This is a genomic window from Microbacterium sp. GCM10027623, assembly GCF_042666935.1.
In the GTDB taxonomy this organism is placed as follows: domain Bacteria; phylum Actinomycetota; class Actinomycetes; order Actinomycetales; family Microbacteriaceae; genus Microbacterium.
Genome location: NZ_JBHTHE010000002.1, coordinates 228,534 through 250,574 on the forward strand (window position 1 = coordinate 228,534; position 22,041 = coordinate 250,574).

The following is a 22,041-nucleotide window of genomic DNA, read 5'->3' on the forward strand; positions in this document are numbered from 1 at the left end:
TACGGTGGTGATCATGGCAGTGCAGCTCGGATCCCGGCTTCGCGACAGCCAGGGGCGCCTGCTGCGGGACATGCGCATCTCTGTCACCGACCGCTGCAACTTCCGCTGCGTGTACTGCATGCCGAAGGAGATCTTCGGCCGCGACTACGACTTCATGCCGCACGCCATGCTGCTGAGCTTCGAGGAGATCGTCCGCGTGGCGCGCGCCGGCGCCGCGCGCGGAGTGCACAAGCTGCGTCTCACCGGCGGCGAGCCGCTCCTGCGCAGGGACATCGAGACTCTGGTGGCCATGCTCGCCGAGCTGCGCACCACCGAGGGGGAGCCACTGGACCTCGCTCTCACCACCAACGGCTCGGCTCTCGCCCACAAGGCGCAGGACCTGCGCGATGCCGGGTTGAACCGGGTGACGGTCTCGCTCGACTCCCTCGACGAGACGACCTTCCGCGCGATGAACGACATCGACTTCCCGCTGAGCCGGGTGCTGGAAGGCATCCGTGTCGCCGAGGAGGTCGGATTCGATGCGATCAAGGTCAACACGGTCGTCAAGCGCGGCGTCAACGACGAGGACGTGCTCGACATCGCGGAGCGCTTCCGGAACACCGGCGTGACCGTGCGCTTCATCGAGTTCATGGATGTCGGCACCACCAACGGCTGGAACCTCGACCAGGTCGTCCCCTCCACCGAGATCATCCGCCGCATCTCCGCCGTGCATCCCCTCGAACCGCTCGCGCCCGCCTACCGTGGCGAGACCGCGACCCGCTGGCGCTACGTGGACGGCTCCGGTGAGATCGGCGCGATCTCGAGTGTCACCGAGCCGTTCTGCGGGAACTGCACGCGGGCGCGGATCTCGGCGGACGGCAAGCTGTTCACCTGCTTGTTCGCCTCGCGCGGGCACGACCTGCGCGCGCTGCTGCGCGCCGGGTGCACGGATGCCGAGCTCGAGGACGCCGTCGCCGGCATCTGGCACGACCGCGATGACCGCTACTCCGAAGTGCGCTCGGCGGACACCCCTGCCGAGCGCATCGAGATGTCGTACATCGGCGGCTGACGGTCCCGGCGCACCCGTCCGGTCGCCACCGGCGAGAAGTAGGCTGGGCCCGTGGCACGCAGCATCTACATCACCTCCGCCGAGGGGCACAGCGGCAAGTCGACGATCGCGCTGGGTGTGCTGGATGCGCTGATGCGCGTCTCGCCCCGGGTGGGGGTGTTCCGGCCGCTCGTGCGTTCCACGACGGAGCGCGATGTCGTCCTCGAACTGCTGCTCGCACATGACGGCGTGCACCTGGACTACGAGGACTGCATCGGAGTCACCTACGACGACGTCCGTGACGATCCCGAGCGGGCGCTCGGCACGATCGTCTCGCGCTTCAAAGCAGTGGAGGCGCAGTGCGACGCGGTGATCGTGGTGGGCAGCGACTACACCGACGTGGCCAGCCCTGCCGAGCTGGGGTACAACGCGCGCATCGCCGCGAACCTCGGCGTGCCGGTGCTGCTCGTGCTCTCCGGACGGGACCAGCAGAACAGTGCGGAGCAGCTCGGCACCACCACGGCGCGCTCGCCGGAGCAGATCGAGCAGATCGCTGCCCTGGCGCTCGGTGAGCTCGCCACCGAGCGCGCCGAGCTGTTCGCCATCATCGTGAACCGTGCCGAGCCGGACGCACTGCAGGAGGTCGTCGAGGGGATCGGCGTCGACCGGACACCGGTGTGGGCGATCCCGGAGGAGCGGTCGCTCGTCGCCCCGTCCATGCGGGGCATCCTGCAGGCACTCGGCGGGCGGGTCGTGCGCGGCGCGGACGAACTGCTGGAGCGCGAGGCCTACAGCATCGTGATCGCCGGCATGTCCATGGTGAACGTGCTGCCCCGGCTCACCGAGGATGCGGTGGTCGTGATCGCGGCCGACCGCAGCGAGACCCTGCTGGCGACGCTGCTCGCGGCGGCATCCGGGACCTTTCCCGACATCGCGGGCATCGTGCTGAACGGTCCGTTCGAGCTTCCCGACACGGTCGTGCAGCTGATCGACGGGCTCGAGCTCAGTATCCCGATCCTCGCGACCGACCTGGGCACCTACGACACCGCCGTGCGCATCATGCACACCCGCGGGCGCGTCTCCGTCGACTCCGGCCAGCGCTACCAGAGCGCACTGGCTCTGTTCCAGAAGCACGTCGACATCGCCGAGCTCACCATAGAGATGGGGCTGGCCCAGTCGTCGGTGGTGACTCCGCTGATGTTCGAGTACGGGCTCATCGAGCGGGCGCGGAGTCGGCGCAAGCGCATCGTGCTCCCGGAGGGCGGCGACGACCGCATCCTCCGTGCAGCCGCCATCCTGCTCGCCCGCGGCGTGGCCGACCTGACCATCCTGGGCGATGACACGGAGGTGCGGGCGCGCGCGACCGCCCTGGGCCTGGACATCGCCGATGCGCAGGTGCTCAGCCCCACCGATCCCGAGCACGTCGAACGGTTCGCGCAGGAGTACGCGCGCCTGCGGGCGCACAAGGGCATCACCCTCGAGCAGGCGGCGGACACCGTCACTGACGTCTCCTACTTCGGCACGATGATGGTGCATCTGGGACTCGCGGACGGCATGGTCTCGGGCGCCGCCCACACCACCGCGCACACCATCCGCCCGTCCTTCGAGATCATCAAGACCCGGCCCGGCGTGAACGTGGTGTCCAGCGTCTTCCTCATGGCGCTCGCCGACCGCGTGCTCGTCTACGGCGACTGCGCGGTGATCCCCGACCCGACCAGCGTCCAGCTCGCCGACATCGCGATCTCGTCCGCAGCCACCGCGCAGCAGTTCGGCATCGAGCCGCGCGTCGCCATGCTCTCGTACTCGACGGGCGAGTCGGGAACCGGCGCCGACGTCGACAAGGTGCGCGAGGCGACCGCCCTGGTGCGCGAGCGCATGCCGGAGCTGCTCGTCGAGGGACCGATCCAGTACGACGCCGCGGCCGACGCCGCCGTGGCCGCAGCCAAGCTGCCGGGCTCGCAGGTCGCCGGACGCGCGACCGTGTTCGTCTTCCCCGACCTGAACACGGGCAACAACACCTACAAGGCGGTGCAGCGCTCGGCCGGCGCCGTCGCGATCGGGCCGGTGCTGCAGGGACTGAACAAGCCCATCAACGACCTGTCGCGAGGCGCGCTGGTCGATGACATCGTCAACACGGTCGCGATCACCGCGATCCAGGCGCAGGAGGCCGGGGCATGAGCGTCGTCCTCGTCATCAACAGCGGATCGTCGTCCCTGAAGTACAGCCTGATCGACCCGGAGCGCGAACTCGAGCTGGCCGGCGGCCTGATCGAGCGGATCGGTCAGGACAGCGGCGTGGTCACTCACACCGCGCGCACAGTCGCAGAACCGGGCCGGCCGTCGCCGACGGTGCTGGATGCCACGTACACCGACGAGCGGCCCGTCGCCGACCACGATCAGGCGTTCACGGTCATGCTCGCGCAGTTCGCCGAGCACGGTCCCAGCCTCGACGATAACCCGCCGGTCGCCGTCGGGCACCGGGTCGTGCACGGCGGTGCCCGCTTCTTCGAGCCGACGCTGATCACCCGCCTGGTGGAGATCAACATCGAAGACCTGATCGTGCTCGCCCCGCTGCACAATCCCGCCAACCTGGCCGGCATCCGCGCTGCGCGCTCGGCATTCGCCGCTGTGCCGCACGTCGCGGTCTTCGACACGGCGTTCCACCAGACCCTTCCCCCGGCGGCCTACACGTACGCGATCGACGCGGATCTGGCCGGTGAGCACCGCATCCGCCGCTACGGGTTCCATGGCACCAGCCACAAGTACGTCTCCGAGTCTGCCGCGGCTTTCCTCGGACGCGACACCGCCGAACTGCGCCAGATCGTCCTCCACCTCGGCAACGGCGCCTCCATGACCGCCATCGACGGCGGTCGATCGGTCGAGACCTCGATGGGCTTCACCCCGCTGGAGGGCCTGGTGATGGGCACCCGCTCTGGTGACATCGACCCGGCCGTGCAGTTCCACCTCGCCCGTCGTGCGGGGATGGATGCCGACGAACTGGACACCCTGCTCAACAAGCGCAGCGGGCTGCTGGGTCTGGCCGGGCGCAGCGATATGCGCGACATCCTCGCAGGACGCGCCGCGGGGGAGAAGGCGGCGACGATCGCCTATGACGTGTACATCCACCGGCTGCGCCACTACCTGGGCGCCTACATCGCCCAGCTCGGCGGAGTCGACGTGATCTCGTTCACTGCCGGGGTCGGCGAGAACGCCGCGGATGTGCGGGCGGATGCCCTGGCCACGCTGGGATTCCTGGGCCTGGAGGTCGACCCGCAGCGCAATGCCGTCCGGGACCGCGGCGTGCGACGCATCTCGACCGACCGATCGCGCATCGGGGTGCTCGTCGTGCCCACCGACGAAGAGCTGGAGATCGCTCGGCAGACGCTCAGCGCGATCTGACCCCCGCGGTCCGATGCCGCCGGCCCGGGCGGCCCTCCGCGCGCGAGCGCAGGGCGCGTTCTTCATTAGGCTGGACGTGCCCACCCACTCCTGGAGGTCCCGTGACCGACCTGCTGCCCGACCTGCGGCGCGCCACCGGCGTGCTGTTCGATCTCGACGGCGTGCTGACGCCGACCGCCGAGGTGCACATGCGCGCCTGGCAGCACGTCTTCGACGACGTGCTCGCCCAGTGGGGCGTGACCGACCCGTACACGGATGCCGACTACTTCGCGTACGTCGACGGCAAGAAGCGCTATGACGGCGTGGCCAGCCTGCTGCGCAGCCGCAACATCGAGATCCCGTGGGGGCAGGTCGACGACCCGCCCGAGGCTGAGACGGTCTGCGGCGTCGGCAACCGCAAGAACGCCGCGTTCGCGGCGGCCCTGCGCAGCGAGGGCATCGCCCCGTACCCCGGGTCGCTCGCCCTGTTGGAGAGTCTGAGGGCGGCGTCGGTCCCGATGGGAGTGGTGTCCAGCTCGAAGAACGCCGAGGAGGTGCTGGGCAGCGCCGGCATCCGGGACTTCTTCCGGATCGTCGTCGACGGCGTCGTCGCCGAGCGCGATCACCTCGCGTCCAAACCCGCGCCGGACATGTTCCGCGAGGGCGCCCGGATGCTGGGCGTGGACCCCGCCGAGGCGGTCGCCGTCGAGGATGCGGTGGCCGGCGTGGCTTCCGCCGCGTCCGCCGGATACGCGAGCGTCATCGGCGTCGACCGCGGGGCCGGCCCCGATGCGCTGCGGGAAGCCGGCGCAACCGGTATCGTCGATGATCTTGCCCGTCTGCTGCCCGGCGCCGCGCGCTGACACGTCCCTCTCTTCACCCCTCCCGGAGAACGCATGATCGACCGCGACCGCTACCCCGTAGACCCCTGGCGTCTCGTCGAACGCCGCTATGACGAAGCCGGTGTCTCCGAGACGCTCTTCTCGGTGGGCAACGGCTATCTGGGACTGCGCGGCAACCACATCGAAGGACGCGGCGCGCACGAGCACGGCACGTTCATCAACGGGCTGCACGAGACCTGGCCGATCCGGCATGCCGAGCAGGCCTACGGCTTCGCCGAAGTGGGACAGACCATCGTCAACGCCCCGGATGCCAAGGTCATGCGCGTTTACGTCGACGACGAGCCGCTGTCGTTCGACGAGACCGAGATCCTGTCGTACTCGCGCGAGCTCGACATGCGCACGGGCGTGCTGGAGCGCACGGTGGTCTGGCTGACGCCTTCGGGCAAGCGCGTGCGCATGCGGGATGAGCGGATGGTGAGCTTCGAGGAGCGCCACCTGGCCGTTCTGCGGCTCGAAGTGACCGTCGAGAACTCTGACGCCCCGGTGACGATCAGCTGCCAGCTGCTGAACAGGCAGGACGGCGCGGGGATCTACGCCGGCGACCCGATGGCATCCAAGTCCGAGAACAAGGCCGGTTTCGATCCCCGCAAGTCGGAGCGGATCACCGCGCGCGTTCTGCAGCCGGTGGAGTACTGGCAGGACGGACTGCGCTCGGCGCTGTCGTACCGCGTCAGCGATTCGGGGATGACCGTCGCCGTGGTCGCCGACCACGTCGTGGAGACCGAGAACGAGTACAGCGCGCGCACGCTCATCGAGCCCGACATCGCCAAGAACGTGTTCCGCATGCAGGCGAAGGCGGGCGTCCCCATCCGCATCAGCAAGATCGTCAGCTACCACAGCTCCCGGGGCGTGCCGCCGCGCGAACTCGTGGACCGCTGCCGCCGCTCGCTCGATCGAGTGGGCGTCGAGGGTGTCGACGCCCTGTTCCGCGGTCAGGAGAAGTGGCTGAGCGCGTTCTGGGACCGCTCCGATGTGCGCATCGCCGGCCACGACGACCTGCAGCAGGCCACGCGCTGGTGCCTGTTCCAGCTGGCGCAGGCGGCATCACGCGCGGACGGCAGCGGTGTGCCCGCGAAGGGGCTGACCGGTTCCGGGTACAGCGGCCACTACTTCTGGGACACCGAGATCTACGTGCTGCCGTTCCTGACGTACACGTCGCCGCAATGGGCGAAGAACGCGCTTCGCGCGCGGGTGATGATGCTGCCGGCCGCCCGCCGTCGCGCCGCTCAGTTGAACGAGGCCGGCGCCCTGTTCCCGTGGCGCACGATCAACGGCGAGGAGGCCTCGGCCTACTACGCCGCCGGAACCGCGCAGTTCCACATCAACGCGGACGTGAGCTATGCACTCGGCAAGTACGTGCGCGCCACGGGAGATGTGGACTTCCTGCGTCGCGAAGCCGCCGACGTCGCCGTCGAGACCGCCCGGCTCTGGGCCACGCTCGGATTCTGGCGCGGCACGAACGGCACGTCGACGTTCCACATCCACGGCGTCACCGGTCCCGACGAGTACACCACCGTCGTCAACGACAATCTGTTCACCAACGTCATGGCGCGCTACAACCTCCGCTTCGCCGCGCGGGTCGTCGGCGAGATGGCCGAGCAGGATCCCGAGGCCTATGCGGCGCTCGTGGAGCGCACCGGGCTGGATGAGGGGGAGCGCGACGCCTGGGAGCGCGCGGCCGAGGCGATTCACATCCCGTACAGCGACGGGCTCGGCATCCACCCGCAGGACGCGTTCTTCCTCGAGCGCGAGGTATGGGATCTGGAGGGGACGCCCGCCGACAAGCGGCCGCTGCTGCTCTACTACCACCCGCTGGTCATCTACCGGTTCCAGGTGCTCAAGCAGGCGGATGTCGTGCTGGCCCTCTTCCTGCAGGGCAACCACTTCACCGACGAGGACAAGCTCGCCGACTTCGACTACTACGATCCGCTGACCACCGGGGATTCCACGCTGTCCGCCGTCGTGCAGTCGATCATGGCGGCCGAGGTGGGGTACCAGGATCTCGCACTGGAGTACTTCACGCAGGCGCTCTACGTCGACCTCGGCGATCTGCACCGCAACGCCTCGGACGGTGTGCATGTGGCCTCCGCCGGCGGCGTGTGGACCGCCCTGGTGAGCGGATTCGGCGGCATGCGCGATCACGACGGGCTGCTGAGTTTCGACCCTCGCCTGCCTGCCAGCTGGCCCGAGTTGTCGTTCCCGCTGCAGTGGCAGGGGTCCTCCCTGATGGTCACGCTGACCCGCGACGCGCTGCGCGTGGAGGTGCGCTCCGGCGACCAGGTGGAGTTCTCGGTGCGCGGCAGCGATCATCGGGCGGCGGTCGCGGAGCCGGCGATCATCGCGCTCGCCGACCAGGGCCCGCTCCGTCCCGGCAGGCCGACTCTGCGCCAGTTCGAAGACGCACGTCGCGACGACGGCACCCTCATGTCCCCGACCATCCCGGTGACGACGACCACCATCCCGATCATCGGGGCCTTCGAGGACTAGCGAGTATCGGGCAGTCGCCTGCGTGCCGTGATGCGCGTGGGCGGCCGCCTGCCCGTGCGCCGAGTGCAGGCGCGCGCGCGCCCGTGCGCTATCCGGGCAGTCCGGGGTGTGCGTCCAGCAGTTTCGCCAGCAGCGCTCGCAGCTGATCCGACTCCGCCACGGAGAGGTTCGCGGCGAGTTCCGCCTGCGCGGCATCGGTGGCCGCCTGCAGCTCCTCCAGGTAGCGCTTCCCCGTCGGAGTGATGGTGACGGTGTTGCGCCGACGGTCGGCAGGGTCGACCGTACGGTCGACATGGCCGTTGTCGTCGAGGCGCGTGGTGATGCCATTGATGCGGTTGCGGTCGAGACCGAGTCGACGGCCGAGGTCGACCTGGCTGATGGCGCCGAATTCCTCCAGGGCGGCGAGGACGGCGAAGTCGGCGCGTCCGGTTGCCGGCATACGCGCTCCGGTCAGCCGGGCTCCGACGATGTCGGCCTTGTGCACCTGCCAGGTCAGGAGTGCGCGCAATCGGGCCGGGGGTCGGATCGCGTCGGAATCAGCCATGCTCACATCGTAACCGTTGCTGATGTCAACGAATAAGGAATATCGTTGTTTAGGACAACGTTGTGCTGAACAACTGATTCATCGACAGTGAGGAAGACCTGATGGACGAAACCTCTGGAATGACACCCGATCGGGGCTCAGCCGCGATCCTCGTCACCACGGCAGGAAAGGTCGGCGGACACACCGCCCGGCTCCTCTCCTCGACAGGCCATGCCGTACGCGTCATGGTCAGGAATCCGGATGTGCACGCTGATCTCGCGGCCGCCGGAGTCGAACTGGTCCACGCGGACCTCGACCAGCCCGATTCCATCGCGGGCGCTATGGTCGGCGTCCGGTCGGTCGTGCTGGTGTCACCGGCGGTGCCCGCCCAGGAGATCGCCGTCATCGATGCGGCACGACGCGCGAGCGCAGCGCACGTGACGAAGGTCACCAGTGACGCCGCGGCGGACTCGCCGATCGGGCGCCGTCGCGACCACCATCGCATCGAGGTGGCGCTGGCGGCGTCCGGGATACCGCATACCTTGCTTCGGTCGAACGCCTACATGCAGAACGTCCTCGCCCTCGCCCCCGCCATCGCCGCCGAATCGGAGTTCGCATCCTCCACCGGCGACGGCCGCATCGGCATGGTCGATGCCCGCGACGTCGCCGCGGTCGCCGCGACCATCGCCTCCTCACCGGCCGCGCACGCGGGCAGGACCTATCGTCTGAGCGGACCGGACAGCCTGTCGTACGACGACGTCGCCGACCTGCTCACCAGGATCCTGGGTCGCACCATCACGCACCGGCGCATCGGCGTCGCCGAGCAGGAGGCGGCGATGGTCGAACTGGGGCTCCCGGCGCCGGTCGCCCGCGCGAACGCCCAAGCGCTCGCGCTCTTCGCGCAGGGCGACTCCGATTGGACCAGTCCCGACGTCGAACGCATCACCGGCCGGCCCGCGACCGGATTCTCCGCGTTCGCGGCCGAGCACGCCGGCCGGTTCTCCGGAACCGTCGCGTGACCGGGCTGCCGGGCGCGGAGGTGAGCACCGCCGTGCTCGATGTCGGTCCTACGCCGTAGGCTGGTCGGGTGACGACAGCCCTGTACCGCCGCTACCGGCCCGAGACGTTCGGGGAGATGATCGGTCAGTCCCAGGTGACCGATCCGCTCATGACCGCACTGCGTGGTGACCGGGTCGGGCACGCCTATCTCTTCTCCGGTCCGCGCGGATGCGGAAAGACCACGTCAGCGCGCATTCTCGCGCGCTGCCTGAACTGCGCGGAAGGTCCCACCGACACCCCGTGTGGGGTGTGCCCGAGCTGCGTCGAGCTCTCGCGCGACGGCGGCGGATCGCTCGATGTCGTCGAGATCGACGCGGCGAGCCACAACGGTGTCGACGATGCGCGTGATCTGCGCGAGCGCGCGACCTTCGCGCCCAGCCGCGATCGGTACAAGATCTTCATCCTCGACGAGGCGCACATGGTCACACCTCAGGGCTTCAACGCCCTGCTGAAGCTGGTCGAAGAGCCGCCCGAGCACGTCAAGTTCATCTTCGCGACCACCGAGCCCGAGAAGGTCCTCGGCACGATCCGCTCGCGCACTCACCACTACCCCTTCCGTCTGGTGCCTCCGGCGGCGATGCTCGAGTACGTCGAGAAGCTCTGCGTCGAAGAGGGGGTGCAGATCGAGGAGGGCGTGCTCGGGCTCGTCGTCCGCGCTGGCGGCGGGTCTCCGCGTGACACGCTCTCGCTCCTCGACCAGCTGATCGCCGGTTCCGACGAGGGCACGGTGTCGTACTCGCGTGCGGTGGCACTGCTCGGCTACACGCATGCGGCTCTGCTCGATGAGATCGTCGAAGCGCTCGCCGCCGGCGATGCCGCCGCGGCGTTCCCCGCGGTCGATCGCGTGGTGCAGTCCGGTCAGGATCCTCGCCGGTTCGTCGACGATCTCCTCGAGCGGCTGCGTGACCTGATCGTCATCGCCGCGGTCGGAGACGGCGCCTCGGCCGTGCTGCGCGGGCTTCCTGCCGATGAGATGCAGCGGATGCTGGCGCAGGCGGCGAGCTTCGGATCGTCCAGGCTCTCCCGCACCGCCGACCTCGTGAGTCGCGCTCTTGATGACATGACCGGGGCGACATCGCCGCGCCTGCACCTCGAGCTGATGGTCGCCCGCGTGCTCGCCGGGGCGCCGACGCGAGGCGACGAGACGGCGACGGCGGCACCGGCCGCCTCGCGCGTCCCCGCTCCGGGCGCGCCCTCAACGGCGGCGCCTGCCCCTGCGGCGGCCGCGCAGAAGACCGCCGCGACGGGTCCTGCTGTCCAGCCCGCGTCATCGCCGACGAGCGCGGCGTCCGCTCCCGCAGCGGCCGCCCCGACGTCGACCGCGCCCGGCGCTGCTGCCGCGCCCGCGGCGGCGCCCAGCGCTCCTGCCGAGCCCGCGGCGGCGCCCGGCGCTCCTGCCGAGCCCGCTCCTGCAGCGGAGGCCGTGTCTCCCGCTCCCGCGGCGACCGCGACGACGTCGTCCGCGCCTCCCTCTCCTGCCGAGCCCGCGGTACCGGCGGCGGGTGATCCGGCCGCGGCCGGTCCGGTCACCTTCGACCGCATCGCTGCCAGCTGGCCGGCGGTGCTTCAGCGTCTCGAGCCCGTCAGCCGAGCGTCCTGGCTGATCGCCACGGGAACCCAACCGCTCGCCTACGATTCCGGCACCGGGGTGCTCACGCTCGGCTTCGCCAGCCCTGCCGATGTGTCGAAGTTCAAGGGAACCACCCCGGGGCAGGGCCCCTCCGATCACCTGCGGGATGCGATCGAACAGGAACTCGGGGTCACGGTGAAATACCGTCCGGCACCCCTCCCGCCCAGCGGTGGCGGCGGGGGAGGCGGGGGTCCGCGGCCTGGTCCTGCGCCCACGGGCACCGCGCCCGGCCGCCCGGCGGCCAACGGGGACGACGCGCCCGCAGCGGGCTGGGCCAACCCGATGAGCACTCCCGAGCCCGTCGGCGGCCGCGCGCAGGGCGCGAAGGACAGCGCCCCCACGGCATCCGCATCACCGTCCCGAGCGGCGGCGGCGTCCGTGACCGAATGGGCGGTCGCCCCCATCCCCACCTCCGCTCCCGAGGCCGCGACCACATCGCCCGCTGCCCCACCGGCGGCGATGGTGCCCTCCGCCGTCGCCACGATCGCGCCGCAGTTCCCGGTCGATGAGGAGCCCGCCGAGGTCGAGGCCGCGGCATCCGCTCCCTCCCCCCCGGTCGACGGAGCGGTCGACGCCGCCCCGCTGGATGATTACCCGCCGTTCGACGACGAGCCGCCGTACGACCCGGAGTACGACGGGCCGGGCGGTGGCGGCAGCCGCCCCTCGTCGCCCGCGCCCGCCCCGAGGAGTGCGCCGTCTTCCTCGGCATCCGCATCGTCCTCCGGCGTCCGGCAGCAGGGCGCGCCGCGCGTGCGAGAGGCCCGGCCGGCGCCGGTCGTCAGCACGCGCTCCGCGGGACCCGAGGGCGTGGAACGCCGAGGTGAGGCCGTGATCCGTCAGGTGCTCGGCGCGAAGTTCCTGCGTGAGGAGCCCTTCCAGCCCCCGACGAGGTTCAGCTGATGTACGACGGCATCGTCCAGGAGCTCATCGACGAGTTCGGCCGACTCCCCGGCATCGGACCGAAATCGGCGCAGCGCATCACCTTCCACATCCTGCAGACTCCCTCCTTCGATGTCGCGCGGCTCGCCGAACTGCTGACCGAGGTGCGCTCGCGGGTGCGTTTCTGCGAGGTGTGCGGCAACGTGTCCGAGCAGGATCGTTGCGCGATCTGCCGCGACCCGCGCCGCGACCCCACGCTGATCTGCGTCGTCGAGGACGCCAAGGACGTCGCGGCGATCGAACGCACCCGCGAGTTCCGCGGGCTGTACCAGGTGCTCGGCGGGGCGATCAGCCCCCTGTCCGGCATCGGACCCGACGACCTGCGCATCGCCCAGCTGATGTCCCGACTGGCCGACGGCACCGTGCAGGAGGTCATCCTCGCGACGAACCCGAACCTCGAAGGCGAGGCGACCGCCAGCTACCTCAGCCGACTGCTGACCAGTATGGAGATCACCGTCTCGCGGCTCGCCTCCGGTCTGCCCGTCGGCGGCGACCTGGAGTACGCGGACGAGGTGACCCTGGGGCGGGCCTTCGAGGGCCGCCGACGCCTGTGAACGAGCAGCGTGCGGGGTTCAGCCGCAAGGGATGGATCCTGTTCGCCGTCATGGCGTTCGTCTGGGGCATCACCTACCTGTTCATCAAAGAGGCGGTCGGCTCGTTCTCGCCGCCGGCCGTCGTGGCCGGTCGCACCCTGCTCGGCGGGCTCGTCCTGCTGCCCTTCGCGATCCGCAGCGGCGCGCTCAGGGCGGCGTGGAAGTTCTGGCCGTGGGTGCTCGCCTTCGGCGCGGTCGAGATGGCCGGGCCGTTCCTGCTGCTCAGCCACGCAGAGACGCAACTGCCGTCGGGGCTGACCGGACTGCTCGTCGCCACGGTTCCGCTGTTCGCCGTCATCATCGCGCTGCTGCGCGGCGACCGCTCAGTGCTGGCGCCCGTGCGCCTGGGAGGCCTGATCCTCGGCTTCGTCGGTGTCGCCGTCGTGGTGGCCGGTCCGGGGCTGTTCCCGCACGGACCGGCGAGTATGGTGGGGATCGGCGAGATCCTGCTCACCGCCGTGCTGTACGCGATCGCACCGTTCATCATCGCGCACAAGCTGGCATCGGTCCCCTCGATGGGCACCATCACCCTGGCGCTGTTCGCGGTCGGGGTCGCCTACCTGCCGGCGGCGCTGCTCACCCAGCACGACGTGCCCACGCTGCGCTCGACGATCTCGCTCGGGCTTCTCGGCGTGGTGTGCACGGCTCTCGCCTTCGTCGCCTTCTTCGCGCTCATCCGCGAGGTCGGGCCGGTGCGCGCTCCGCTGTTCACCTACGTCAATCCGATCGTGGCGATCGCGCTGGGGACGGTGGTGCTCGCCGAGCCGGTCACGCCCGGCCTACTTCTGGGTTTCCCGATCGTGCTCGCCGGCTGCTGGTTCGCGGCGACCGGGGGACGGCTCAGGACGCGATCATCCGAGCCGGACCTCACGACCGGGCCGGTGACGACGACGGAGACGGCCGAACTGATCGTCCCCGATCCGGACGCCGACCGCCCCTGACGGCCCCGGCATCCGCCCGCGCCCTGTCACATGCCCCACCCGGCATGGGCGGCATCCGTAGAATGTGCGTGGGTGAATCCGCCCACCGTCCTCGGGAGTGATCGTGGCCCTGATCGTGCAGAAGTACGGCGGCTCGTCCGTCGCCGACGCAGAGAGCATCAAGCGCGTCGCGAAGCGGATCGTCGACACCCGTCGCGCCGGGCACGACGTCGTCGTCGCCGTGAGCGCCATGGGCGACACCACCGACGAGCTGCTCGACCTCGCGCACGAGGTCGCGCCGATCCCCGCCCCGCGCGAACTCGACATGCTGCTCTCGAGCGGTGAGCGCATCTCCATGGCGCTACTGGCGATGACCATCCACTCGATGGGGTTCGAGGCGCGTTCGTTCACCGGCAGCCAGGCCGGCATGATCACCGACTCGCATCACGGCAAGGCACGCATCGTCGACGTCACCCCGGTGCGTCTGCGCGAGGCGCTGGATGAGGGTGCGATCGTCATCGTCGCCGGCTTCCAGGGGTTCAACCGCGACACCCGCGACATCACCACGCTCGGACGCGGCGGCTCGGACACGACCGCCGTCGCGCTCGCGGCAGCGCTCAAGGCCGACGTCTGCGAGATCTACAGCGACGTGGACGGGATCTACACCGCGGATCCGCGCGTGATCCCGCTGGCGCGCAAGCTCGACCACGTCTCCAGCGAGGAGATGCTCGAGCTCGCCGCCAACGGCGCCAAGGTGCTCTACATCCGCGCCGTCGAGTACGCCCGCCGTCAGGGCGTCCTCATCCACGCCCGCTCGACCTTCTCGTCGGCCGAGGGCACGTACGTTCTGGGCGAGGGCATGAAGAACCCGCGCGCATCCGAGGGAGCAGTTATGGAAGAACCGATCGTCGCCGGCGTCGCCACCGACCTCAGCCAGGCCAAGATCACCGTCGCCGGTGTGCCCGACGTGCCGGGCAAGGCAGCCGAGATCTTCCGGATCGTGTCCAAGTCGGGCGCGAACGTCGACATGATCGTGCAGAACGTGTCCGCCGCCTCCACCGGCCGCACCGACATCTCGTTCACCCTGCCGAAAGCCGACGCCACCGCGACGCTCAAGGCTCTGGCCGCAGAGCAGAGCGAAGTCGGGTTCGAGAACCTGCTGCACGACGACCAGATCGGCAAGCTCTCGGTCGTGGGCGCCGGCATGCGCACCCACTCCGGTGTCTCGGCGATCCTGTTCGAGGCGCTCAGCGAGGGCGGCATCAACATCGAGATGATCTCCACCTCGGAGATCCGCATCTCGGTCGTGCTGCGCGGCTCGGACCTCGCCGATGCCGCCCGCACCGTGCACGCGGCCTACGGGCTCGACAGCGAGATCGAAGCTGTCGTGCACGCCGGCACCGGGCGCTGATCGCACGCACCCGCCGGGTACGATCATCGGATGACCGCGACCGACAGGGCAGACGACGCCGCCGACGGGGCGGACCGCACGGACGACGCAACCGGCCAGGCCGCGCTGATCCGCGCCGTCGAAGAGGCGGATCATGAGGCGTGGGCGGCGCTGTACCGCGGATACCGCGACTTCTACGACCTTCCGCACGACGAGGAGGTCATCCGAACCGTCTGGGGCTGGCTCCGCGATCCCGCGCACGAGCTGAACGGGCTCGTCGCGGTGCGCGACGGCGCGCCGATCGGGCTGGCGCACTGGCGACGCTTCCCTCGTCCGTCGCGCGGCGGGACGGCGCTCTTCCTGGATGATCTGTTCCTCGCCCCGCACGCGCGCGGCGCGGGAGTGGGGTCCGCGCTGATCCGGCGGCTGCACCGCATCGCGCAGGAGGAAGGACTCCTCGAGGTGCGCTGGATCACCTCCTACTCCAACACCGACGCGCAGCGGCTGTACGAGCGGCTCGCGCTGCGGGCGCCCTTTCACACCTACATCGACCCGGTCTGAGCCGTCCGACGTCGGAGAGGTCTCGGCGGAGCCGCACCCCCGGCCGACCGGGTAGACTCGCGGGCAACCCTGACATCGGCGCCGGGCGCAGCATCCGCACCCCGGAGTTGAGCCTGGCGCACCGTCTTCACGCCAAGGATCTGCTCATGACCCGTATCTCCGACTCAGGATTCTCGATCGCCATCGTCGGCGCGACCGGCCAGGTCGGCACCGTGATGCGCGACATCCTCGCCGAGCGTTCGTTCCCGATCCGTGAGCTGCGCCTGTTCGCGTCGGCCCGCTCCGCCGGGAAGACCATCGAGTTCGACGGTACGCCGGTGATCGTCGAGGACGTCGAGACGGCGGATGCCACCGGCATCGAGATCGCGCTGTTCTCGGCCGGGGCGACGGCGAGCCGTGCGTACGCGGAGAGGTTCGCCGCTGCGGGCGCCGTGGTCGTCGACAACTCCAGCGCCTGGCGGATGGACCCCGATGTGCCGCTGGTGGTCAGCGAGGTCAACCCGGATGCGATGGACGACCGGCCCAAGGGCATCATCGCCAACCCGAACTGCACCACCATGGCCGCGATGCCCGTGGTCAAGGCGCTGCATGCCGAAGCGGGCCTGGAGCGCCTGATCGTCAGCACCTACCAGGCCGTCTCCGGCTCCGGGCTCTCCGGTGCTCAGGAGCTGCTCGGCCAGGTCGAGGGCGTGCTGGCCCAGGGCGACACCCTGCGCCTCGTGCACGACGGCTCGGCGATCGAGTTCCCCGCCCCGGACAACTACGTCGCCCCCATCGCGTTCGACGTCATCCCGTTCGCCGGCAACCTCGTCGACGACGGCGACAACGAGACCGATGAGGAGAAGAAGCTCCGCAACGAGAGCCGCAAGATCCTCGGTCTGCCCGACCTGCGCGTGGCGGGCACCTGCGTGCGCGTGCCGGTCTTCACCGGACACTCGCTCTCCATCCACGCGGAGTTCGCCGACGACATCACCCCCGAGAGGGCGCGCGAGGTGCTGGCATCCGCTCCCGGCGTCGTCGTCGAGGACGTCCCCACCCCGCTGCACGCGGCGGGCAAGGACCCGAGCTTCGTCGGCCGCATCCGCGCCGACCAGTCCGCCCCCGAGGGCAAGGGCCTCGTGCTGTTCATCAGCAACGACAACCTGCGCAAGGGTGCGGCGCTCAACGCCGTGCAGATCGCCGAGGAGCTCACCCGGCGCCTCACCCCCGCCTCCGTCTGAGCGACGACGCCGCGGGGATCGCGGGCGGAGAAGGAGACGTATGCGGACGGCTAGACTTGCCTGGTGACTGAAACCGTCGATGTCGTTCTGATCGGTGGGGGCATCATGTCCGCCACTCTGGGTACGCTGCTGCACGAACTGCAGCCGGACTGGAAGATCGTCGCCTACGAGCGACTGAGCGACGTCGCGCAGGAGAGTTCGAATCCCTGGAACAACGCCGGCACCGGACACGCGGCGCTGTGCGAGCTCAACTACATGCCGATGGGCGACGACGGCTCGATGGATCCCGCGAAGGCGATCTCGATCAACGAGCAGTTCCAGCAGAGCCGTCAGTTCTGGTCGACGCTGACCGAGCGCGGCGTTCTCGACGCGCCGTCCACATTCATCAACTCCACACCGCACATGACCTTCGTGCGGGGGGCGAAGGACGTCGCCTTCCTGAAAGCGCGCTACGAGGTCCTCAAGAAGCAGCCGCTGTTCTCGACCATCGAGTACAGCGAGGACTCCCGCGTCATCAACCAGTGGGCGCCGCTGCTCATGCAGAAGCGACTCAAGGGAGAGCCGTTCGCGGCGACCCGGGTGACCGCCGGCACCGACGTCGACTTCGGTGCTCTCACCCATCAGCTCTTCGCGCACCTCGCCGATTCCGGCGTGCAGGTGCGGACCAACCATGAGGTCAGGAGCCTGAAGCGTCAGAAGGACGGCACCTGGCTGGTGAAGTATCGTCACGCCCTCGGCCGCACGCCCGGTGAGGTCAAGGCCAAGTTCGTCTTCGTCGGCGCCGGGGGCTGGGCCCTCAAGCTGCTGCAGAACAGCGGCATCCCCGAGATCAAGGGCTACGGCGTCTTCCCGATCGGCGGCCAGTTCCTCAAGACCAGCAACCCCGCGGTGGTCGCTCAGCACAAGGCGAAGGTGTACTCGCAGGCATCCGTCGGGGCCCCGCCGATGTCGGTGCCGCACCTGGACGCGCGTGTGGTCGACGGTGAGTCGTCGCTGCTGTTCGGGCCGTTCGCGACCTTCAGCCCGAAGTTCCTGAAGAACGGCTCGATGTTCGACATCGTCTCCCAGGTGCGCACGCACAACCTCTGGCCGATGCTGCGGGTGGCGTTCGCGAACCCCGATCTGATCACCTATCTGCTCAGCGAGCTGGTGAAGACCCACGGCAAGAAGGTGGACAGTCTGCGCACCTTCATGCCGACCGCGAAGGACGAGGACTGGACGCTGATCCAGGCCGGGCAGCGCGCCCAGGTGATGAAGAAGGATGCCAAGAAGGGCGGCGTCCTGCAGTTCGGCACCGAGGTCATCGCCTCCGAGGACGGCACGATCGCAGGGCTCCTCGGCGCCTCGCCGGGAGCATCCACGGCGGTGCCGATCATGCTCGGGCTGCTTCAGCGCTGCTTCCCCGAGCAGTTCCCCGCCTGGCAGCCGACGCTGAAGGAACTGATCCCGACGGTGGGGGAGACTCTCAACGACCGGCCCGAGGTGGCCGAGGAGTCGATGAGCGAGACCGCCGCCGCGCTGTCCCTCTCGGCCTGACGGGTTCACCGTGGCGAAGCTGTACTTCCGCTACGGCGCGATGAACTCCGGCAAGTCGACCGCACTGCTGCAGGCCGCGTACAACTACGAGGAACGCGGGCAGCGGGTGCTGCTGGCCAAGCCCGAGATCGACACCAAAGCCGCGTCGCAGATCGAGAGCCGGCTGGGGATGACACGGGAGGTGGACTTCCTGATCGGACCGGACGACGACGCGCGCGTCCTGTTCACCGCCCAGCGAGACCGCGTGCGGCGCGAGAGCGAGGAGGAGCTGCTTCCCGCTGACCGTCCCCGCGAGGTCGCCTGTCTGCTGATCGACGAGGCGCAGTTCCTCACCCCGGCGCAGATCGACGACCTCTTCCGCATCGCCGTCCTCGACGGCATTCCGGTGATGGCGTACGGCATCCGCAACGATTTCCGGACGCACGCTTTTCCCGGTTCCGCCCGTCTGCTGGCGATCGCGCACTCCCTCGAGGAGCTGAAGACCATCTGCCGATGCGGGCGCAAGGCGGTCTTCAACGGGCGCAAGGTCGGCGGCCGGTTCGTCTTCGACGGTGATCAGGTCGCCATCGACGGCGCCGAGGTCACCTATGAGTCGCTGTGCGGGAACTGCTATCTCGAGGAGTCCGGCGGCGTCCTGGGCTGAGTGCGGACAGTCCGGCTTGCGTGGTCTGACCACACCGGATAACCTGTGGTCAGACCACAGGAGGACGGATGCCGCGGACCGAAGCGACGCAGCGAGCCTGGCGCACGGTCCTCGCGCGCATCGAGAGCGACCTGCTGGACGGCGCGCTCGGCCCTGGTGACCGGCTGCCCTCCGAGCGCGACCTCGCGGCCGACCTCGGTGTCGGCCGGTCCAGCGTGCGCGAGGCCCTCCGCGTGCTCGAGGTGATGGGGCTGATCCGCACCGCCACAGGCTCAGGGCCCCAGTCCGGCGCGATCGTGATCGCCGCCCCCTCCGGGGGCATGTCGACCCTGCTGCGGCTGCAGGTGGCCGCACAGGGCTTTCCCCTCGCGGATGTGGTGCAGACCCGTCTCGTGCTGGAGGATGCCGTGGCCGCCCGGCTGAGCGCCGATCCGCAGCGCGACCTGGCCGGCGTGCGCGGCATCCTCGACGCGATGGATGCCGACGACCTGACCGCACCGGAGTTCCTCGTCCTGGACGCCGAGCTGCACTACGCGCTGGCGGAGGCGTCAGGCAACACCGTCGTCACGGCGATGATGGCAGGGCTGCGCACCGCCATCGAGTCGTACGTCCTGGAAGGCTCTGCACGAATCGACGACTGGGAGTCGATGGTCTCGGTGCTGCGGGCGGAGCACCACGCCATCGTCGATGCGATCGACGCGGGCAGGGCGGATGAAGCCCGCGATCTCGTCCGCGCTCACATCACCAGCTACTACACCGCCGCCGGGCTTGTGCCCGGTGCGCACTGACCCGTCACTTCAGAGAGGAACGCCATGGTCCAGCGCCAGCTGCCCAACCCCGCCGAGCTGCTCGAGCTGATGAAGTTCAAGAGGCCCGAGCTCAACGGTCGCAAGCGCCGCCTCGACGCCGCGCTCACGATCCACGACCTGCGCACGATCGCCAAGCGCCGCACGCCGAAGGCCGCCTTCGACTACACCGACGGCGCCGCCGAGGGCGAGCTGTCGCTGGCCCGCGCCAGGCAGGCATTCGAGGACGTGGAGTTCCACCCCGGCATCCTCAAGCCCGCCCCGACCGTCGACACCTCGGTCGAGATCCTCGGCGGACCGTCGGCCCTGCCGTTCGGCATCGCACCCACCGGGTTCACGCGGCTCATGCAGACCGAGGGCGAGACGGCGGGCGCGGGAGCGGCAGCCGCAGCCGGCATCCCCTTCACCCTGTCCACGCTGGGAACCACCTCGATCGAGGACGTCAAGGCGGCCAACCCGCACGGGCGCAACTGGTTCCAGCTGTACGTCATGCGCGACCGGGAGATCTCCTACGAGCTCGCCCGTCGTGCCGCCGCCGCGGGCTTCGACACCCTGCAGTTCACCGTCGACACTCCGGTCGCCGGGGCGCGCCTGCGGGACAAGCGCAACGGGTTCAGCATCCCGCCGCAGCTGACCCTCGGCACGATCATCAACGCGATCCCGCGGCCGTGGTGGTGGTACGACTTCCTCACCACCCCCAAGCTCGAGTTCGCCTCGCTCAGCACCACCGGCGGCACGGTCGGCGAGCTGCTGGATGCCGCCATGGACCCCACGATCAGCTACGACGACCTGGCCGTCATCCGCGACATCTGGCCCGGCAAGATCGTCATCAAGGGCGTGCAGAACGTCGAGGACTCCGTGCGACTGAAGGATGCCGGTGTGGACGGCATCGTGCTCTCCAACCACGGCGGGCGCCAGCTCGACCGCGCGCCGATCCCGTTCCGTCTGCTGCCGCACGTGCGCAAGGCCGTCGGCGAGGACTTCACGGTCATGGTCGACACCGGCATCATGAACGGGGCCGACATCGTGGCATCCGTCGCCCTCGGCGCCGACTTCACGCTGATCGGGCGGGCCTACCTCTACGGCCTGATGGCGGGCGGGCGCGAGGGCGTGGATCGCACGATCGCGATCCTGCGCACCGAGATCGAGCGCACGATGCGCCTGCTCGGCGTCTCCTCGCTCGCGGAGCTGGAGCCCGCGCACGTCACGCAGCTGACGCGTCTGGTCCCCGTTGTCGGTGCGGCGTCAGAGGTCGCCGTCCGCTGACCTCGCGCGGCGCCTGCGCGTTCGACCTGTGCGCTGCTCGTCGTCTCGGGCACTCGGCGGTGCCGCATGTCTCAGAAGTGGTGGGTCCGGATGCTGCGCACCCGCCGCTGGTGGGACATGGCCGTCGCCGGGATGCAGAACCGGCGGGTCGGCGGCAGCCTGACCCGCCGTTGATGCGACATGGGTCCGGATGCGGTCAGCCGGCGACCGGTGCCGGCAGGGTCTCCAGCAGGGCGTCGAGCTTGTCGGCGGTGTCCTCCCAGCCCTCGACGGCGATCGAGGGGACGCCGATCGCGAGCACCGGGTAGTCGTTGCCGCCCTCGTCGAGCCGGTCGCCGTAGAAGAGCATGTCCGGCAGGGCGATGCCGGTGCGCTGGGCGAGCTCTCGCATGCCGAACGCCTTGTCGATGCCGGCACGGGTGATGTCGATCGAGGTGGAGCCGCCCGAGCGCACCTCGAGCCCGGACAGCCGCGCGGCGACGGCGTCGCGGAGCAGGGCGCGCTTGGCGCCGTCCGCGTCCCATGCGTGCTTGGCCTCGCGGGGAGCCTGCTGTCCGAGGGCGGAGAAGGTGATCTGCGACCCGCGGTCCTCGAGGATCTCTCCCCACGGCTCGCTCTCCCACAGGCCCAGGCGCTCTGCCTCCTCGCGGAGCGCCGTGAGAGCGGCGCTCTTCTCGGCGTCGCTGAGGTCGTGGGCGTACACCGCGGTGAAGTCCGCGCCGTCGTGGCGCAGGTATCGCGTTCCGCACGTCGGCAGCAGGTGAAGGCGGGACAGATCGGATGCGGCGGCGTCGGCCAGCTGAGCGATGACCTGCGTCCGGAACTGCTCCTCGTTGCCACCCGAGATGATCGCCACATCCACGCGCTGCATCAGGGCCATCAGGAGGTCAGCGATGCGGACGTCGATCCGACCCTTCGAGGGTGCGAGTGTGTCGTCGAGGTCGAAGGCGACCAGGCGGGGTGCAGTCATGATGGCTTCAGGATATCGGAGGGCGGCTGTGGGGCGGCGGGGTCGACCGCACATGCAAGAAGGACCCGCCCTGGAGGGCGGGTCCTTCTGCGTCTGCGGTCGGGGTGACAGGATTTGAACCTGCGGCCTCTTCGTCCCGAACGAAGCGCGCTACCAAGCTGCGCCACACCCCGCTGTTGCAACCGTTCGAGT

The 22,041-nt window shown here is 69.7% G+C and carries 18 protein-coding genes and 1 tRNA gene; 16 read left to right on the forward strand and 3 right to left on the reverse strand.

Features of this window, described 5'->3' with window-relative positions:
- Window positions 1–13: 13 nt before the first annotated feature.
- The 5 genes from moaA (at window position 14) to ACFQY2_RS08440 (ending at window position 7,793) form a co-directional block, all read left to right on the forward strand.
- Entirely contained in the window at window positions 14–1,048 is a 1,035-nt protein-coding gene (gene moaA / locus ACFQY2_RS08420; RefSeq protein WP_378745298.1) for a GTP 3',8-cyclase MoaA, read from the forward strand.
- A gap of 51 nt (window positions 1,049–1,099) precedes the next feature.
- Window positions 1,100–3,205 carry a phosphate acetyltransferase gene (pta, locus tag ACFQY2_RS08425; RefSeq protein ID WP_378745299.1) on the forward strand — a complete coding sequence of 702 codons (2,106 nt, stop codon included), beginning with the start codon at window positions 1,100–1,102 and terminating at the stop codon, window positions 3,203–3,205.
- Window positions 3,202–4,425, forward strand: coding sequence for an acetate/propionate family kinase (locus ACFQY2_RS08430; protein ID WP_378745301.1), 1,224 nt, complete (start codon window positions 3,202–3,204; stop codon window positions 4,423–4,425). Before pta ends, ACFQY2_RS08430 begins: the two co-directional genes overlap by 4 nt.
- A gap of 101 nt (window positions 4,426–4,526) precedes the next feature.
- Complete coding sequence (locus ACFQY2_RS08435) at window positions 4,527–5,267, forward strand: beta-phosphoglucomutase family hydrolase (RefSeq protein WP_378745302.1); 741 nt, start codon at window positions 4,527–4,529, stop codon at window positions 5,265–5,267.
- A gap of 33 nt (window positions 5,268–5,300) precedes the next feature.
- Window positions 5,301–7,793, forward strand: a complete 2,493-nt coding sequence (locus tag ACFQY2_RS08440) for a glycoside hydrolase family 65 protein (RefSeq protein WP_378745303.1) — start codon at window positions 5,301–5,303, stop codon at window positions 7,791–7,793.
- Between the two features lie 88 nt (window positions 7,794–7,881).
- On the opposite strand, the gene ACFQY2_RS08445 is transcribed toward ACFQY2_RS08440, so the two are convergent.
- On the reverse strand, window positions 7,882–8,337 hold the full coding sequence (locus ACFQY2_RS08445) for a MarR family winged helix-turn-helix transcriptional regulator (RefSeq protein WP_378745304.1): 456 nt from the start codon (window positions 8,335–8,337) through the stop codon (window positions 7,882–7,884).
- A 101-nt stretch (window positions 8,338–8,438) separates the two neighbouring features.
- On the opposite strand from ACFQY2_RS08445, the gene ACFQY2_RS08450 reads away from it, so the two are divergent.
- The 11 genes from ACFQY2_RS08450 (at window position 8,439) to ACFQY2_RS08500 (ending at window position 20,879) form a co-directional block, all read left to right on the forward strand.
- Window positions 8,439–9,335, forward strand: coding sequence for an NmrA family NAD(P)-binding protein (locus ACFQY2_RS08450; protein ID WP_378745306.1), 897 nt, complete (start codon window positions 8,439–8,441; stop codon window positions 9,333–9,335).
- Between the two features lie 68 nt (window positions 9,336–9,403).
- Window positions 9,404–11,905, forward strand: a complete 2,502-nt coding sequence (locus tag ACFQY2_RS08455) for a DNA polymerase III subunit gamma and tau (RefSeq protein WP_378745307.1) — start codon at window positions 9,404–9,406, stop codon at window positions 11,903–11,905.
- Entirely contained in the window at window positions 11,905–12,498 is a 594-nt protein-coding gene (gene recR / locus ACFQY2_RS08460; protein WP_378745308.1) for a recombination mediator RecR, read from the forward strand. Before ACFQY2_RS08455 ends, recR begins: the two co-directional genes overlap by 1 nt.
- Window positions 12,495–13,478 carry a DMT family transporter gene (locus tag ACFQY2_RS08465; RefSeq protein ID WP_378745309.1) on the forward strand — a complete coding sequence of 328 codons (984 nt, stop codon included), beginning with the start codon at window positions 12,495–12,497 and terminating at the stop codon, window positions 13,476–13,478. The genes recR and ACFQY2_RS08465 overlap by 4 nt, the downstream gene beginning before the upstream one ends.
- Before the next feature lie 103 nt (window positions 13,479–13,581).
- Window positions 13,582–14,868: an aspartate kinase gene (locus ACFQY2_RS08470; RefSeq protein ID WP_378745310.1), complete on the forward strand. Its 1,287-nt coding sequence runs from the start codon at window positions 13,582–13,584 to the stop codon at window positions 14,866–14,868.
- A gap of 30 nt (window positions 14,869–14,898) precedes the next feature.
- Window positions 14,899–15,408, forward strand: a complete 510-nt coding sequence (locus ACFQY2_RS08475) for a GNAT family N-acetyltransferase (RefSeq protein WP_378745311.1) — start codon at window positions 14,899–14,901, stop codon at window positions 15,406–15,408.
- A gap of 146 nt (window positions 15,409–15,554) precedes the next feature.
- On the forward strand, window positions 15,555–16,628 hold the full coding sequence (locus tag ACFQY2_RS08480; protein WP_378745313.1) for an aspartate-semialdehyde dehydrogenase: 1,074 nt from the start codon (window positions 15,555–15,557) through the stop codon (window positions 16,626–16,628).
- Window positions 16,629–16,691: 63 nt separating this feature from the next.
- Window positions 16,692–18,164, forward strand: a complete 1,473-nt coding sequence (locus ACFQY2_RS08485) for a malate:quinone oxidoreductase (RefSeq protein ID WP_378745314.1) — start codon at window positions 16,692–16,694, stop codon at window positions 18,162–18,164.
- A 10-nt stretch (window positions 18,165–18,174) separates the two neighbouring features.
- Window positions 18,175–18,807: a thymidine kinase gene (locus tag ACFQY2_RS08490; protein WP_378745315.1), complete on the forward strand. Its 633-nt coding sequence runs from the start codon at window positions 18,175–18,177 to the stop codon at window positions 18,805–18,807.
- Between the two features lie 68 nt (window positions 18,808–18,875).
- Window positions 18,876–19,595 (forward strand): FadR/GntR family transcriptional regulator, encoded by a 720-nt coding sequence (locus ACFQY2_RS08495; RefSeq protein WP_378745316.1) that lies wholly within the window; start codon window positions 18,876–18,878, stop codon window positions 19,593–19,595.
- A gap of 24 nt (window positions 19,596–19,619) precedes the next feature.
- Window positions 19,620–20,879 carry an alpha-hydroxy-acid oxidizing protein gene (locus tag ACFQY2_RS08500; RefSeq protein WP_378745317.1) on the forward strand — a complete coding sequence of 420 codons (1,260 nt, stop codon included), beginning with the start codon at window positions 19,620–19,622 and terminating at the stop codon, window positions 20,877–20,879.
- A 196-nt stretch (window positions 20,880–21,075) separates the two neighbouring features.
- Here ACFQY2_RS08500 and ACFQY2_RS08505 read toward each other — a convergent pair whose 3' ends face one another.
- Window positions 21,076–21,849 carry an HAD-IIB family hydrolase gene (locus ACFQY2_RS08505; protein WP_378745318.1) on the reverse strand — a complete coding sequence of 258 codons (774 nt, stop codon included), beginning with the start codon at window positions 21,847–21,849 and terminating at the stop codon, window positions 21,076–21,078.
- Between the two features lie 99 nt (window positions 21,850–21,948).
- Window positions 21,949–22,022, reverse strand: a tRNA-Pro gene (locus tag ACFQY2_RS08510).
- Between the last annotated feature and the right edge of the window lie 19 nt (window positions 22,023–22,041).

Coding starts and splice junctions, on each gene's coding strand:
- moaA (WP_378745298.1), top strand. CDS start 14: ATGGCAGTGCAGCTCGGATCCCGGCTTCGCGACAGCCAGGGGCGCCTG.
- ACFQY2_RS08430 (WP_378745301.1), top strand. CDS start 3,202: ATGAGCGTCGTCCTCGTCATCAACAGCGGATCGTCGTCCCTGAAGTAC.
- ACFQY2_RS08440 (WP_378745303.1), top strand. CDS start 5,301: ATGATCGACCGCGACCGCTACCCCGTAGACCCCTGGCGTCTCGTCGAA.
- ACFQY2_RS08445 (WP_378745304.1), bottom strand. CDS start 8,337: ATGGCTGATTCCGACGCGATCCGACCCCCGGCCCGATTGCGCGCACTC.
- ACFQY2_RS08450 (WP_378745306.1), top strand. CDS start 8,439: ATGGACGAAACCTCTGGAATGACACCCGATCGGGGCTCAGCCGCGATC.
- recR (WP_378745308.1), top strand. CDS start 11,905: ATGTACGACGGCATCGTCCAGGAGCTCATCGACGAGTTCGGCCGACTC.
- ACFQY2_RS08475 (WP_378745311.1), top strand. CDS start 14,899: ATGACCGCGACCGACAGGGCAGACGACGCCGCCGACGGGGCGGACCGC.
- ACFQY2_RS08480 (WP_378745313.1), top strand. CDS start 15,555: ATGACCCGTATCTCCGACTCAGGATTCTCGATCGCCATCGTCGGCGCG.
- ACFQY2_RS08495 (WP_378745316.1), top strand. CDS start 18,876: ATGCCGCGGACCGAAGCGACGCAGCGAGCCTGGCGCACGGTCCTCGCG.
- ACFQY2_RS08500 (WP_378745317.1), top strand. CDS start 19,620: ATGGTCCAGCGCCAGCTGCCCAACCCCGCCGAGCTGCTCGAGCTGATG.
- ACFQY2_RS08505 (WP_378745318.1), bottom strand. CDS start 21,849: ATGACTGCACCCCGCCTGGTCGCCTTCGACCTCGACGACACACTCGCA.